Annotated in this window: 4 protein-coding genes; all 4 read left to right on the plus strand. The window is 72.0% G+C overall.

Annotated elements, in window-relative coordinates; all coding sequences use genetic code 11:
* The first annotated feature begins 4 nt into the window (after positions 1–4).
* Positions 5–1,570 (plus strand): AMP-binding protein, encoded by a 1,566-nt coding sequence (locus AMK34_RS38545; RefSeq protein ID WP_073848696.1) that lies wholly within the window; start codon positions 5–7, stop codon positions 1,568–1,570.
* Complete coding sequence (gene hemA / locus AMK34_RS38550) at positions 1,567–2,775, plus strand: 5-aminolevulinate synthase (protein WP_038510795.1); 1,209 nt, start codon at positions 1,567–1,569, stop codon at positions 2,773–2,775. Before AMK34_RS38545 ends, hemA begins: the two co-directional genes overlap by 4 nt.
* Before the next feature lie 12 nt (positions 2,776–2,787).
* On the plus strand, positions 2,788–4,323 hold the full coding sequence (locus tag AMK34_RS38555) for a long-chain-fatty-acid--CoA ligase (protein ID WP_073848697.1): 1,536 nt from the start codon (positions 2,788–2,790) through the stop codon (positions 4,321–4,323).
* A gap of 286 nt (positions 4,324–4,609) precedes the next feature.
* Positions 4,610–16,135 carry a type I polyketide synthase gene (locus tag AMK34_RS38560; protein ID WP_073848699.1) on the plus strand — a complete coding sequence of 3,842 codons (11,526 nt, stop codon included), beginning with the start codon at positions 4,610–4,612 and terminating at the stop codon, positions 16,133–16,135.
* Positions 16,136–16,156 lie beyond the last annotated feature (21 nt).

Genomic DNA, 16,156 nt, shown 5'->3' on the forward strand with positions numbered 1-16,156 from the left:
CGCGGTGCAGATCGACCACTACGTCAGCCAGCTGCTGGACGTGCTTTCCACGCGGCCGGACGAGATCGCGTTGCGTCACGGCGACGAGGCGCTGACTTCGGCGGAACTCGCGGCGGCCATCACCGGTGCCGCCGCCGCGCTGCGCGACCGCGGGACCGGCGAGGGCGGGGTGGTGGCCCTGCTGACCGTGGGGAACAGCCCGGCGACGCTGATCGGCCGGTACGCCGCCAATCTGATCGGTGCCACCGTGGTGCACCTGCGCGGCATCAACGCCGCCGATCCGCTCGACGAACTCCCGATCGCCACGCAGGTCGAGATCGTCGACGACACCGGCACCACCGTCCTGCTCACCGACGCGGCGAACCTCGACCGGGCCAGGAAGATCCGCGACGCCATGGCGGAACCGGCGGCGCTGGCGGCTTTCGGGGACTTCGGCGACGACGTCGCCGACATCACCGGGACCGCGAGCGAGGTCGAGCCGCGGGCCGAGGGCACCGCGGTGCTGACCTACACCAGCGGGACCACCGGCAGGCCCAAGGGCATCGGCCGCGGATTCGGCGGGCTGGGCGCGGTGGTCACCAAGGCCCGGCACATGACCGAACGCTGCACGATGCTGGTCACCACGCCGCTCAGCCATTCCGTTTCGTCCACAGTGGACGACGCGGTCGCGTCCGGCGGGATGATCGTCCTGCACGAGGGTTTCGACGCCGGCGCCGTGCTCGAAGCCGTGGAACGCCACCGGGTCAACCGGGTCTACCTGGCCACTCCGCAGCTCTACGACCTGCTCGACCATCCGGCACTGGGCACCACGGACCATTCCAGCCTGCGCGAGCTCTACTACGGCGGGAGCCCGGCCTCCCCGGTGCGGCTCTCCCGGGCGGCGGAGGTGTTCGGCGCGAAGCTGATCCAGATCTACGGCACCACCGAAAGCTGGGTGATCGCCGCGCTTTCGCCGGAAGAGCACCTGAAACCGGAGCTGCTCACCACGGTCGGCAAGGCGGTCCCGTTCGTCCAGGTCGGCATCCGCGACCCGCACGTGCGGCACGAGCTGCCCGCCGGGAAGACCGGGGAGATCTGCGTCCGGTCGCCGATGATGATGGACGGCTACTGGAAGCGGCCCGACCTGACCTCGCGGGTCCTCATCGACGGCTGGCTGCACACCGGCGACGTCGGCTATCTCGACGAGAACGGCTACCTGTACCTGGTCGACCGGCTCGCCGACATGATCAAGACCAACGGCATCAAGGTGTACCCGGCCGAGGTCGAGAACGCGCTGCTGGCCCATCCGGACGTCGCGCAGGCCGCGGTGTTCGGGGTCGCCGACGAGGACAACGTCGAGTACATGCACGCGATCGCGGTGCCGCGCCGGGGCAGGGACGTGGATCCCGCCGACCTGGCCGCGCAGGTCGCGCGGGTGCTGTCCCCGAGCCACGTACCGGCGGAGATCCGGCTCCGCGCCGAGCTTCCGCTGACCGACGCGGGGAAGCCGGACAAGCTCCGCCTCCGCGAGGAGGCGAAACCCGCCACCAAGTCCAGCCACGCCAAGCCAGAGAGCGAGTTGACGTCATGACCACCTATCTGGAGTCCTTCCAGCGCACCCTGCAGGGCGAAGTGCTGCAGAAACGCGACTTCCTGGAGATCGGGCGGCAGGCGGGCCGGTTCCCGGCGGCCAGCCGGTACGAGGAGGCCGAAGCGGTCGCCGAGATCAACGTCTGGTGCAGCAACGACTACCTCGGCATGGGCCAGCATCCGGACGTGCTCTCCGCGATGAAGGAGGCCGTCGAGCGGTTCGGAGCCGGGGCGGGCGGTTCGCGCAACATCGCGGGCACCAACCACTACCACGTGGCGCTGGAACGCGAACTGGCCGAACTGCACGGCAAGGAGGACGCGCTGCTGTTCACCTCCGGCTACACCGCCAACGACGGTTCGCTGACCGTGCTGGCGGGCCGCCCCGAGGACTGCATCGTGTTCTCCGACGAGAAGAACCACGCCTCCATCATCGACGGGCTGCGGCACAGCGGCGCGGAGAAGAAGATCTTCCGCCACAACGACGTCGCGCATCTGGCCGAGCTGCTCGCCGCCGCCCCGGCCGACCGGCCGAAGATGATCGTGTTCGAATCGGTCTACTCGATGAACGGCGACGTCGCGCCGCTGGCGGAATTCGCCGCGCTGGCGAAGCAGTACGACGCCATGACCTATGTGGACGAAGTGCACGCCGTCGGGATGTACGGCCCCGAAGGCGCCGGGATCGCCGCGCGCGAGGGGATCGCCGACGAATTCACCGTCGTGATGGGCACGCTGGCCAAGGGCTTCGGCACCACCGGCGGGTACATCGCCGGGCCCGCCGCGCTGATCGACGCCGTGCGCACCCACTCGCGTTCGTTCATCTTCACCACCGCGCTGCCGCCCGCCGTGGCCGCCGGAGCGCTCGCCGCGGTCCGGCACCTGCGTTCGTCGGAGCGGGAGCGCGAGATCCTCGCCGACAACGCGCAGCTGCTGCACAAACTGCTCGCCGAACGCGGGATCCCGTTCCTCTCGGACGAGTCGCATATCGTGTCGATCCTGGTCGGGGACGACGCGCTGTGCAAGAAGGTGCACGAACTCCTGTTGCAGCGGCACGGGATCTACATCCAGTCGATCAACGCGCCGAGTGTCCCGTTCGGACAGGAGATCCTGCGCACGGCCCCGTCGGCGGTGCACACCGGCAGCGACGTGCAGAAGATGGTCGAGGCGCTGGACCAGATCTGGCTGGATCTCGGCCTGCCGCGCGGCTGAGAGGGGAGTCCGGTGTCCTTGTCCCTCGCGGCCGTCCTCGCCGATTCGGCGGGCAGGCGGCCGGATCACCCCGCGCTCGTGTTCGACGGGGAACCGTTCTCCTACCGGGAACTCTGGGCCGGGGCGAAGAGGTACGCCTCCGCGCTCCGGGACCAGGGGGTCGCCGCCGGCGACCGGGTCGTGCTGCTCCTGCCGAACACGCCGGAGTTCCCGATGGTCTACTTCGGTGCGCTGGCGCTCGGCGCGGTCGTCGTGCCGGTGCACACGTTGCTCGTCGCGGAGGAGATCCACTACATCCTCGGCGACTGCGACGCCCGGGTGCTGATCTGCGGAGCCGCCCTGCTGGAGCAGGGCGGCGAGGCCGCCGACGCGGCCGGTGTCGAAGTCCTGACGATGCTGGAGGACGTCGACACCGGCCGCGTCCGCCTCGACGTCCTCGCCGGGGCCGCGGCCGAGATCGAGCGGTACGAACCGCGCGAACCCTCGGACCTCGCCCTGATCCTCTACACCTCGGGGACGACCGGGAAACCCAAGGGCGCGATGCTGACCCACCTGAGCATCGTGCTGAACGTGGCCACCACGATGCTGTCGCCGTTCGACTTCCACGCCGACGACGTGCTGCTCGGTTGCCTGCCGCTGTTCCACACCTTCGGCCAGATCTGCGGGATGGCGACCTGTTTCCGCGCCGGCGCGACGATGGTGCTGATGTCGCGGTTCGACGCGCGTGCCGCGCTGGAACTGATGGTGGAACAGAACTGCTCGCTGTTCATGGGCGTGCCGACGATGTACGTCGCGTTGCTGGAGGCCGCCGAGGACGAGCCGCGGCGGCCCAAACTCGACCGAGCCTTCTCCGGCGGTTCGTCGCTGCCCGTCGCGCTGCTGGAGCGGTTCGAGGCCGTGTTCGACTGCCCGATCTACGAGGGGTACGGCCTCACCGAGACCTCTCCCGTGGTGGCCTACAACCAGCGCGCGTGGCCGACCCGCGCGGGCACCGTCGGCAAACCGATCTGGGGCGTGGACGTGGCCATCGCGCGTGCCGAGACCGAAGACCGGATCGAACTCGTGCCGCCGGGCGAGGTCGGCGAAATCGTCGTCCGGGGGCACAACGTGATGGCGGGCTACCTGAACCGCCCCGAGGCGACGGCCGCCGCGATCGTGGACGGCTGGTTCCGCAGCGGCGACCTCGGTTTCCTCGACGACGACGGCTATCTGTCCATTGTGGATCGCAAGAAGGACATGATCCTTCGCGGCGGCTACAACGTGTATCCGCGTGAGATCGAGGAAGTGCTGGCCAGGCATCCCGCGATCGCCCAGGTCGCGGTCGTCGGCGTGCCGGACGACCGGTACGGCGAGGAGGTCTGCGCCGTCGTCGTGGCCGCTTCCGATCGGGAACCCGGGCCGGAACTGGCGGCGGAGCTCGTGGCGTGGAGCAAGAAGCGTGTCGCGGCCTACAAGTATCCGCGCCGGGTGGAGTTCCTGGACGCGATGCCGCTCGGGCCCAGCGGCAAGATCCTCAAGCGGGAGCTGGCGGACCGGCTCGGGCGCTGACCTCTGTGCGGCTGTAGCCCCAGCCGGATACGGGCGCGTGTCGCGAAAGCCACTTTCGGGACGTCACACGTCGCGAAAGTGGCTTTCGCGACACGCGCCCAGACCGCTCGCTGACGTTGCGAAAGCCACTTTCGCAACCTTCAACGTTGCGAAAGTGGCTTTCGCAACACGCCGCCGCCCGCCGACCCCTGTCCGCACCCCGCGCGCGACGGTGAACAGGGGCACGTAGGGGTGCGAAAGGGGTCCGTTCCCGCACTAGCTTCGGAATCCCATCCTCGAACCCGAAATGCGGACCATGCGAGACGAACTGATTCTGCGAACTCGACGTGTTCGGCCGGACTGGGCCACGGTGCTGGCCGCTTTCGACGGAACCCCGGACGGGGAGCGACGGCGGGCGCTCGCCGCGCTGGTCGTCGCCGAGACCGAAGCGGTGCTGGAGGCGAAACCGGGCGCGGGGACCGCGGCTCCCGGCACGCCCTTCGCCGAACTCGGGTTCGATTCCCTCGCGGCCGTGGAGCTGCATCGGCGCATCTCGGCGGCCACCGCGCTGGAACTGCCGGTGACGCTCGTCTTCGACCATCCGACGCCGTCGGCGCTCGCCGGTCACCTGCGTGATCTGCTCGCCGGGGAGGCCGTGGCCGAAATCGAGAACTACCAGGCGATCGCCGACGACGAACCGATCGCGATCGTCGGCATGGCCTGCCGTTACCCCGGCGGGATCGGTTCGCCGGAAGACCTCTGGCGGCTGGTCACCGAGGGTGGGGACGCGACGTCGGACTTCCCGGCCGACCGCGGCTGGGACGTGGAGTCGCTGTACGACCCCGACCCCGGGGTGCCGGGCAAGACCTACACCCGGCGAGGCGGTTTCCTCGACGGCGCAGGGGATTTCGACGCGGGGTTCTTCGGGATCTCGCCGCGTGAGGCGCTGGCGATGGATCCGCAGCAACGGCTCCTGCTGGAGACGTCGTGGGAGGCTTTCGAGCGGGCGGGGATCGACCCCGCCACCTTGCGGGGGAGCGCGACCGGCGTGTTCGTCGGCGCGGAGACCCAGGAATACGGACCGCGTCTAGGTGACGCGGAAGAAGGCCTCGAAGGCTATCTGCTGACCGGTAACGCGGCGAGTGTCGCGTCCGGCCGCGTCTCGTACGCCTTCGGGTTCGAGGGCCCGACGGTCACCGTGGACACGGCGTGCTCGTCGTCGCTGGTCGCCCTGCACCTGGCCGGGCAGGCACTGCGGCTGGGGGAGTGCCCGATCGCGGTGGCCGGCGGCGTCGCGGTGATGTCGAGCCCCGGCGGTTTCCTCGCCTTCAGCCGTCAGCGCGGGCTCGCGCCGGACGGACGCTGCAAGCCGTTCTCCGCCGCGGCGGACGGCACCGGCTGGTCCGAAGGTGTCGGGATGCTGGTGCTGGAACGGCTTTCCGACGCCCGGCGCAACGGGCATCGCGTGCTCGCCGTCGTCCGCGGCACCGCGATCAACTCCGACGGCGCCAGCAACGGCCTCACCGCGCCCAACGGTGCCGCACAGCAGCGGGTGATCCGGCGCGCGCTGGCCAACGCCGGGCTCGCACCGTCCGAAGTGGACGCCGTCGAAGCGCACGGCACCGGTACCGTCCTCGGCGATCCGATCGAGGCACACGCACTTCTGGCCACCTACGGCCGCGACCGCGAACGTCCGCTGCTGCTCGGATCGGTCAAGTCGAACATCGGGCACACCCAGTCGGCCGCCGGGGTGGCCGGGGTGATCAAGATGGTGCAGGCGATGCGGCACGGTGTGCTGCCCAAGACCCTGCACGCCGACGAGCCCACGCCGAAGGTCGCCTGGTCGTCCGGCGCCGTCGAGCTGCTCGGCGAGACCGCGGCCTGGCCGGAGACCGGGGCGCCCCGCCGCGCGGCGGTGTCGTCGTTCGGCATGAGCGGGACCAACGCGCACGCCGTCCTCGAACAGGCCCCCGCCGAGGAAGAGACCGAGCCGGCGCCGGAAGCCTGGCCCGCCTGGCTGTTCCCCGTCAGCGGCCGCGACGAGAAGGCCTTGCGCCGTCAGGCCGCCCGGCTGCGTGAAGACCTGCCCGACGACGACCTCCCGGCCGTCGCCTCCGCGCTCGCCACCACCCGGTCCGCCCTGGAGCGGCGGGCCGTGGTGACCGCCGCCGATCGCGCGGGACTGCTGGCCGGGCTGGACGCGTTGGCCACCGGAGAGGCACTGTCGAGCCTGGTCCACGGGACGGCGCGGATCGGGATCGTCTTCAGCGGCCAGGGCAGCCAACGTGCCGGGATGGGCCGCGAACTGTACCGCCGGTTCCCGGTGTTCGCCGCCGCCTTCGACGACGCCTGCGGGCACCTCGGCCTGCAACTGGACCGGCCGCTGGCCGAGATCGTGTTCGCCGACGAGGGCTCCGAGGAAGCCGGGCTGCTGCACCGCACCGAATACGCGCAGTGCGCGCTGTTCGCCGTCGAGGTCGCGCTGTTCCGGCTGTACGAGCACTGGGGTCTGCGCCCCGATTACGTCGCCGGTCACTCGATCGGCGAGCTGGCCGCCGCGCACGTCTCGGGCATGCTCTCGCTGTCCGACGCCGCCGCGCTCGTCGCCGCGCGGGGACGCCTGATGCAGGACACGCGCGAGGGCGGCGCGATGCTCGCCGTGCAGGCGACGGAGAACGAGATCCTGCCGCTGCTGGGCGACCGCCTCGCGATCGCGGCCGTCAACGGCCCGCGGTCGGTGGTCGTCTCCGGCGACGAGGCCGCGGTCGAGGAACTCGCCGCCGCGTTCGCCGGGCGCAAGACCAAACGGCTCAAGGTGAGCCACGCCTTCCACTCGCACCACATGGACGGGATGCTCGACGAATTCCGCCGGTTCGCCGAGATCCTCACCTTCCGGAAACCGGCGATCCCGCTGGTGTCCACTGTGTCCGGTGAGCTGATCACCGAGGCGACGGCGCCGGAATACTGGGTGGAGCACGTGCGCCGCCCGGTGCGGTTCGCCGATGGCGTGCGGCGTCTGGACGAGCTCGGCGCCGACGTGCTCCTGGAGCTCGGCCCGGACGCGGTGCTGACTTCGATGGCCGCCGAGGTCTTCGACGGTGAGGGGCCGGCGCTGGTGCCGAGCCTGCGCGGGTCGCGGCCGGAGGCGGAGGCGCTCGCAGCGTCGCTGGCCGAGCTGTGGGTCCGCGGCGCCGAACCCGGCTGGCGCCAGGTGTTCGGCGAGCACCCGAAGGCCGATTTGCCGACTTATGCCTTCGAGCGGCAGCGGTACTGGCTGATCGACCAGGACGCCGCCGGGCATCCCGGCGCCTACGGTCTGGGCGACACCGGGCATCCGCTCCTGCGGGCCTCGGTCACCACGGCCGAAGACGGTGCCCTGCTGCTCTCCGGCAGGTTGTCCCCGCTCACCCAGCCCTGGCTCGCCGACCACGTCGTCGGCGGTGACGTGGTGCTGCCGGGTACCGCGCTGCTCGACCTGGCGCTGCGGGCCGCGGAGCTCGTGGGCTCCGGCGGCGTCGACGAACTGACCCTCGAAGTGCCGATGGTGCTTTCCGAGGCGGGCGTCCAGGTTCAGGTGTCGGTCCGGGACAGCAGATTGCTGATCTTCTTCCGTGACACGGAGGACGACGAGTGGACGCGATGCGCTTCGGGCACGCTCGGCGCCGCGGCTCCCGCTCCCGACTTCGGGGCTTGGCCGCCCGCCGGTGAGCCCCTCGACCTTTCCGATCTCTACGACCGGCTCGCCGATTCCGGCCTCGACTACGGGCCGGCGTTCCGGTGTCTGCGCGCCGCGTGGCGGTCCGGTGACGACCTCTACGCCGAGGTCGCCGCCGTGCCGGAGACCCAGGGCGGGTTCGGTGTGCATCCGGCGTTGCTGGACGCGGCCCTGCACGTGCTCGAACTCGGTTCCGGGGGCGGTGGAGGCCCCGCGGCGCTGCCGTTCGCGTGGTCCGGCGTGACCCTGCACGCGCGTGGCGCCGACGTTCTGCGCGTCAAGCTCCAGAACCATGTCGCCGGTGCCGAAGCAGGGACGTACTCGGTGTCCCTGAAGGTGGCCGACGGCGCGGGCGAACCCGTCGCGTCGGTGGAATCCCTCGCCCTGCGACCTCTTTCCACCGCGCCCCGCGCGCAGGACGGCGCGCTTTACGGCGTCGACTGGCTCCCGCTTCCCGGAACGCCGGGCGCCGCTGAGTACCGGCTCTACCCGGACCTCACCGCCGTCGACGACGTGCCACCGGTTGTCGCCGTCCGTTGCACCGTTCTCGAAAGCGTGCTGGACCTCGTCCAGGCCTGGCTCGCCGACGACCGGTTCGCCCCGGCCCGCCTGGCGCTGCTCACCGATGGCGCCGTCGCCACCGAAAACCCCGATCCCGCCGCGGCCGCCGTCTGGGGGCTCGTGCGTTCCGCGCAGGCCGAGCACCCGGACCGGCTCGTGCTGGCCGACGTCACGGGAGAAGACGGACTCGCCGCCGGACTGGCTTCCGGGGAGCCCGAGTTCGCCGTCCGCGACGGCGCGGTCCTGGTCCCCAGGCTGACGCGCGTTCCGAGCCCGGCTCCGGCGTCCTTCACCACCGGCGGCACGGTGCTGATCACCGGCGGGACCGGCGGGCTCGCCGGGCTGCTGGCCCGGCATCTGGTCGAGCGGCACGAGGTACGCAGCCTGCTTCTCGTGAGCCGTCGCGGTGCCGCGGGCCCGCTCGTCGACGACCTCACCGCGCTGGGTGCCGACGTCACCGTCGCCGCCTGCGACATCGCCGACCGCGAGGCCGTCGCGGCACTGCTCGCCGAGCACCCGGTGTCGGCGGTCGTCCACGCCGCCGGCGTGCTCGACGACGCGACCATCACGACGCTCGACCATGAGCGGCTGGCGGCCGTCCTGCGGCCGAAGGTCACCGGCGCGCTCGTCCTGGACGAGCTCACCCGCGACCTCGACCTGTCGGCGTTCGTGCTGTTCTCTTCCTCCGCGGCCACCTTCGACGGCGCCGGGCAGGCCAACTACGCGGCGGCCAACGCCTTCCTCGAAGCGCTCGCCCTTCGCCGTCGTGCGGAAGGCCGTCCTGGCGTCGCACTGGGCTGGGGCCTGTGGGCCGCCGGGATGGGCGGACGGCTCGACGAGGTGGGACTGCGCCGGATCGCCCGCTCCGGTCAGCTCGCACTGTCCGAAGTGGACGGGCTCGCGCTGTTCGACGCGGCGCTGGCGGCGGACCGGCCGGTGCTGCTGCCGATGAGGATGGACCGTGCCGCGTTGCGCGCCCGCGCCTCCGCCGCAGGTCTTCCGGAAGTCCTTAATGGACTCGTCCGGGTCGCCCGTCCGGCGCCGTCGGCCGCGCCGCGCGGCGGACTGGACGAGGCGGCCCTGCTCGACCTCGTCCGCACGACGGTCGCGGCCGTCCTGGGGCACCCGGACGCCCATGCGATCGACCCGGACCGCGCGTTCACCGAGGTCGGGTTCGATTCGCTCGCCGCCGTGGAACTGCGCAACCGGCTGATCGCGGCCACCGGGCTGAAGATCGCGCCGACCCTGGTGTTCGATCACCCGAACCCGCGTGCGGTAGCGGCGTTCCTCGCCGCCGGATCTGCTCCGGTCCGGGACGACGTGTCCGCTCCGGCCGAGGCCGACGAGCCGATCGCGATCATCGGCATGGCCTGCCGCTATCCGGGCGGGGTGAGCACACCCGACGACCTGTGGCGCCTGGTCGCCGACGGGAACGACGGCATCACCCGGTTCCCCGAGAACCGTGGCTGGGACACCGACGGCGTCTACCACCCCGACGCCGACCACCGCGGCACCACCTACGTGCGCGAGGGCGGTTTCCTGCACGACGCCGGGCAGTTCGATCCGGGCTTCTTCGGGATCTCGCCGCGGGAGGCGCTGGCGATGGACCCGCAGCAGCGGCTTCTGCTGGAGATCTCCCACGAAGCCGTCGAACGGGCCGGGATCGACCCGAAGTCCTTGCGCGGCAGCGGAACCGGTGTGTTCGCCGGGGTGATGTACCACGACTATGCGACAGGGCTGAACCGCGTGCCCGACGACGTCGAGGGCTACCTCGGCAACGGGACCTCGGCCAGCATCCACTCCGGCCGGGTCGCCTACACCTTCGGGTTGGAAGGCCCGGCGGTCACGATCGACACGGCCTGTTCGTCGTCGCTGGTGGCGCTGCATCTGGCCGCGCAGGCGTTGCGGCGCGGTGAATGCTCGATGGCGCTGGCGGGCGGGGTGACCGTGATGGCCACGCCCGAGGTCTTCGTGGACTTCAGCCGTCAGCGCGGTCTCGCGCCCGACGGCCGCTGCAAGTCCTTTTCGGACGACGCCGACGGCACGGTGTGGAGCGAAGGCGTCGGGATGCTCCTGGTGGAGCGCCTTTCCGACGCCCGCCGCAACGGTCATCGCGTCCTCGCGATCATGCGGGGGAGCGCGGTCAACCAAGACGGCGCGTCCAACGGCCTCACCGCCCCGAGCGGTCCGTCGCAGCAGCGGGTGATCCGCCGGGCGCTGGCGGACGCCGGCCTCGAACCGTCCGAAGTGGACGCTGTCGAGGCACACGGCACCGGGACGCCGCTGGGCGATCCCATCGAGGCGCAGGCGGTGCTCGCCACCTACGGCCAGGATCGGGACCGGCCGCTGTGGCTGGGATCGCTGAAGTCCAACCTCGGCCACACCCAGGCCGCCGCCGGCGTCGGCGGGATCATCAAGATGGTGCAGGCGATGCACCACGGTGTGCTGCCCCGCACGCTCAACCTCGGCACACCGTCGACCAAGGTCGACTGGACGGCCGGGAACGTGTCCCTGCTGGCCGAACCCGTCGCCTGGCCGGAAACCGGCGGGCCCCGGCGCGCCGCGGTCTCGTCGTTCGGGATCAGCGGGACCAACGCGCACGTCGTCCTGGAGCAGGCGGAGCCGGTCGAACAGTCCACTTCGGACACCTCGCCGCTCGGTGGGGACGTGCTGCCGTTCGTCCTGTCCGGAAAGACGTCCGCGGCCTTGGCCGCGCAGGCGGACCGGCTCGCCGGGCACCTCGCCGACGACGTCTCCCTGGCCGCGGTGGCCCGCGCGCTCGCGGTGACCAGGTCCGCGCTGGACCACCGTGCCGTGGTGGTGGCCGGTGACCGCGCCGGGTTGACCGCCGGGCTGCGCGCGCTCGCCGACGCCGTCCCAGCGCCCCACGTGGTCGATGGGGTCGCCGAGAACGGCAAGGCCGTCTTCGTCTTCCCCGGCCAGGGTTCGCAGTGGACCGGGATGGCGGTGGACCTGCTGGGATCGTCGGCCGTCTTCGCCGAGGCGATGGCCGACTGCGAGGCCGCGCTGCTGTCCCATGTGGACTGGAAACTGACGCACGTCCTGTCCGACGCGGCGGCGCTGGAACGGGTGGACGTCGTCCAGCCGGTGCTGTTCGCGGTGATGGTGTCGCTGGCCCGGCTCTGGCGGGCGTGTGGGATCGAACCCGCCGCCGTGGTCGGGCACTCGCAGGGCGAGATCGCGGCCGCGTGTGTCGCGGGCGCGCTGTCGCTGGAAGACGCCGCTCGTGTGGTTTGCCTGCGCAGCAAGGCGATTCTGGCGCTGTCCGGATTGGGCGGGATGGTGTCGGTCGCGGCCTCGGAGGACCGCGTCCGGGAACTGCTGCCCGACGGCGTTTCCGTGGCCGCGGTGAACGGCCCGGCCTCCGTCGTCGTGTCCGGTGACGTCGCCGGGCTGGATGCGCTGCTCAAGCGGTGTGAACTGCTTGACGTACGGGCGAAGCGGGTCCCGGTGGACTACGCGTCGCACTCGGCTCACGTCGACGCGATCGAGCAGGAGGTCGTGACGGCGCTGAGCGGAATCACACCGCGCGAAGCCGAACTCCCGATGTACTCGACCGTCACCGGTGAGCCGATCGACACGGCCACCCTCGGCGCCGCCTACTGGTTCCGCAATCTCCGGGCCACCGTCCGGTTCGACCAGGCGGTGCGGCGGCTGATCGCGGACGGGTTCCGGTTCTTCGTCGAGACGAGCCCGCATCCGGTGCTGGTCGCCGGGCTGACCGAACTCGTCGAAGAGGCCGCTGTGCCCGCCGTCGCGCTCGCGAGCCTTCGCCGTGACGAGGGCGGGCCGACCCGGTTCGTCACCTCCCTGGCGGAGGCGCACGCCCACGGCCTGAGCCCCGACTGGGCCGCGCTGCTTCCCGAGGCAGGCTGGGTGGATCTGCCGCCCTATGCCTTCCAGCATCAGGAGTTCTGGCTCACCGACGCCGGGGAACCGGGCGACGCCGCCGGATTCGGGCTCGGCGCCACCGGGCATCCGCTGCTCACCGCCGCGACCGCGCTGCCGGGTTCCGGCGGGCTCCTGCTCACCGGCCGGATCTCGACGGCCGCGCAGCCGTGGCTGGCCGACCACGCGGTGCAGGGCACCGTGCTGCTGCCGGGTACCGCGTTCGTGGAACTCGCGCTGCAGGCCGGGACCCACGCGGGCTGCGGCCTGATCGACGAGCTGACCCTCGAAGCCCCGTTGCCGCTTCCCGAGCAGGGCGGCGTCCGCGTCCAGGTCGTCCTGGGGTCCGAAGTGGACGGACGCCGCGAGGTCACCGTGCACTCCCAGGCCGAATCCGGTGACGACACCTGGGTGCGGCACGCGTCCGGCTTCCTGACTTCGGAGGGGAACCCGGGAGAGGGCCTGACCGAATGGCCGCCCGCCGGCGCGACGAGCGTCGACCTCGACGGCTTCTACGCCGACGCCGAGGACCAGGGGTACGGCTACGGCCCCGCGTTCCAGGGGCTGCGAGCGGCCTGGACCCTGGGTTCCGACGTCTTCGCCGAGGTCGTCCTGCCCGACGCCGAGGGCGCGGACCGGTTCGGCCTGCATCCGGCGCTGCTCGACGCCGCGCTCCACGCCCTCGGCACCGTCCGGTCCGGCGACGGCGCGGAACTGCCGTTCGCGTGGACCGGGGTCACAGTGCACGCAGTAGGCGCCACGGCGCTGCGGGTCCGGCTCGCCGTGGGCGCGGACACCGTCGCGGTGACGGCGGCCGACCCGGCGGGCGCGCCGGTCGCGACCGTCGAAGGCCTGGTCACGCGGCCCGCCGCGCTGCCCGGCTCCCGACGTCCGGACTCGCTGTTCCGCGTCGGCTGGACGCCGGTGACCACACCGGAAGCCATCGGGACACCGACCGTCACGGTCCTGCCCGACGGCGATCTGGCCGCCCTCACCGAGGTTCCCGACGTGGTTCTGGTGCCGGTGGGAGCCGAGGACGGCGACCTCACCGAGAGCGTTCATCGCACGACCGCCCGGGTGCTGGACCTGGTCCGGACCTGGCTGGACGACGAGCGGTTCGCCGACGCGCGGCTGGTGCTGCACACCCGCGGCGCGGTCGCCGACGAGGACGTCCGCGACCTCGGGGCCGCGGCGGCCTGGGGCCTGGTCCGGTCCGCGCAGGCCGAGAATCCCGACCGGATCGTCCTCCTCGACAGCGACACCGACAGCGACGCCGACCTCCCGCCGGCGTTGCCCGCCGAGGTGCTGGCCACCGGGGAGGCGCAGCTCGCGTGGCGCGACGGGGAACTGCTCGCGCCGAGGCTCGCCAAGGTCTCCACCGACGGCACGCTGACCCCGCCCGAAAGCCCTTGGGTGCTGGACGCACCCCGTCGCGGCACGCTGGAAGAGCTCGCGCTCGTCCCGGCGCCCGCCGCCGCCCGGCCACTCGCCGGCGGCGAGATCCGGATCCGGGTCCGGGCCGCCGGGATCAACTTCCGCGACGTGCTCATCACGCTCGACATGTACCCCGAGGACAACGCTGTGATGGGCAGCGAGGGCGCGGGCATCGTCACCGAAATCGGTCCGGGCGTCACCGGCCTGAAGCCGGGCGACCGGGTCTTCGGCCTGTTCGACGGCGCGTTCGGCCCGGTCGCGATCGCCGACCGGCGGACGGTGACGGAACTGCCGCCGGACTGGACGTTCGCCGAAGCGGCGGCTCTGCCGGTCGTCTTCCTCACCGCCTACTACGGGCTGGTCGACCTCGGCGGGCTCCGGCCGGGGGAGAAGGTGCTGATCCACGGGGCGACCGGCGGTGTCGGCATGGCCGCGGTCCAGCTCGCCCGTCATCTCGGTGCCGAGGTGTTCGCCACGGCGAGCCCCGGCAAGTGGGAAGTGCTGCGGAGCCTCGGGTTCGACGACGAGCACATCGCCTCCTCCCGCACGCTGGACTTCGAGGACCGGTTCGGCCGGATGGACGTCGTCCTGGACTCGCTCGCCAAGGAGTTCGTCGACGCGTCGCTGCGGCTGCTGGGCGAGGGCGGGCGGTTCGTCGAGATGGGCAAGACCGACATCCGTGACGCGGACGAGGTCGCGGCCGCGCATCCCGGCGTCACCTACCGCGCGTTCGACCTGCTCGACGCCGGACGCCCGAGGATCGGCGAGATCCTGGCCGAGCTGCTGGAGCTGTTCGGCGCCGGGTCGCTCACCGTGCCCCGGCCGACGTTGTGGGACGCGCGCCGCGCGCCCGAGGTCTTCCGGTTCATGAGCCAGGCCAAGCACATCGGCAAGAACGTGCTCACCATCCCGTCCACAATGGACGAGGACGGGACCGTGCTGATCACCGGCGCCACCGGGACGCTCGGCGCACTGGTCGCCCGGCATCTGGTCACCGCGCGCGGAATCCGGCACCTGCTGCTGGTCGGCCGCCGGGGCCGCGCCGCGGCCGGGATGGTGGAACTCGAAGCGGAACTGACCGCAGCCGGGGCGTCGGTGACCATCGCCGCCTGCGACGCGGCGGACCGGACGGCGCTGGCCGCGTTGCTCGCCACCGTCCCGCCGGAGCATCCGCTGACCGGGGTGGTGCACGCCGCCGGTGTCCTGGACGACGGCCTCGTCGCCACGCTGACCCCCGAGCGGCTGGCGAAGGTGCTGCGGCCGAAGGTCGACGCCGCGGTCAACCTGCACGAACTGACCCGCGACGCGGATCTCGCCGAGTTCGTCCTGTTCTCCTCGGCCGCCGGTGCGTTCGGCGACGCCGGGCAGGGCAACTACGCCGCCGCCAACAGTTTCCTCGACTCGCTCGCCCGGCACCGTCGGGCGCAGGGGTTGCCCGCGGTCTCGCTCGCGTGGGGCTTCTGGGCCCAGCTGAGCGGGATGACCGGCCACCTCGGTGAAGCGGATCTCGCCCGGCTCAAGCGGTCCGGGATGAGTCCTCTGTCCACTGAGGACGGATTACTCTTGCTGGACGCCGCCCGTGCCGGGTACGAACCGGCGCCGCTGCCGATGCACATCGACCTCGCCGCCCTGCGGGGCGAGGAAGTGCACCCGCTGCTGCGGGGATTGGTGAAGGCTCCGGTCCGCCGGGCCGCCGCGGCCACCGGAGCACAGACCGACGGACTCGGCGACCGGCTGGCGGGACTCGCCCCGGCCGCTCGCGGCCGGGCCCTGCTGGACCTGATCCGCGCGAACGTCGCCGCGGTGCTCGGTTTCGGCTCACCGGAGCAGGTCGGGGTCCGGCAGGCCTTCCGGGAACTGGGGTTCGATTCGCTCAGCGCGGTCGAACTCCGCAACCGGCTCAACGCGGCGACCGGCCTCCGGCTGCCCGCCACCGTCGTGTTCGACCACCCGACGCCCACCGCGCTCGCCGAAATCCTCGGCGACCGGCTGGCACCCGCCGAAGAAGCCGTTGACGACGAGGTCGCCCGTATCGGCGCGGTCCTCGCTTCGGTGCCCGCCGACCGGCTCCGCGAAGCCGGCGTGCTGGACCTGCTGACCCGGCTGGCCGACCCCGGCTACCGCCCCACCGAGTCGCCCGACGGCGCGGACATCGACGAGATGGACGCCGACCGTCTGATCGCACTCGCTTTCGACGCTTCCGACCCCGCCTGACGTGAAACACCCTGGAGCTGC

Source organism: Amycolatopsis sp. CB00013, assembly GCF_001905755.1.
In the GTDB taxonomy this organism is placed as follows: Bacteria; Actinomycetota; Actinomycetes; order Mycobacteriales; family Pseudonocardiaceae; genus Amycolatopsis; species Amycolatopsis japonica.

Coding starts and splice junctions, on each gene's coding strand:
- AMK34_RS38560 (WP_073848699.1), top strand. CDS start 4,610: ATGCGGACCATGCGAGACGAACTGATTCTGCGAACTCGACGTGTTCGG.
- hemA (WP_038510795.1), top strand. CDS start 1,567: ATGACCACCTATCTGGAGTCCTTCCAGCGCACCCTGCAGGGCGAAGTG.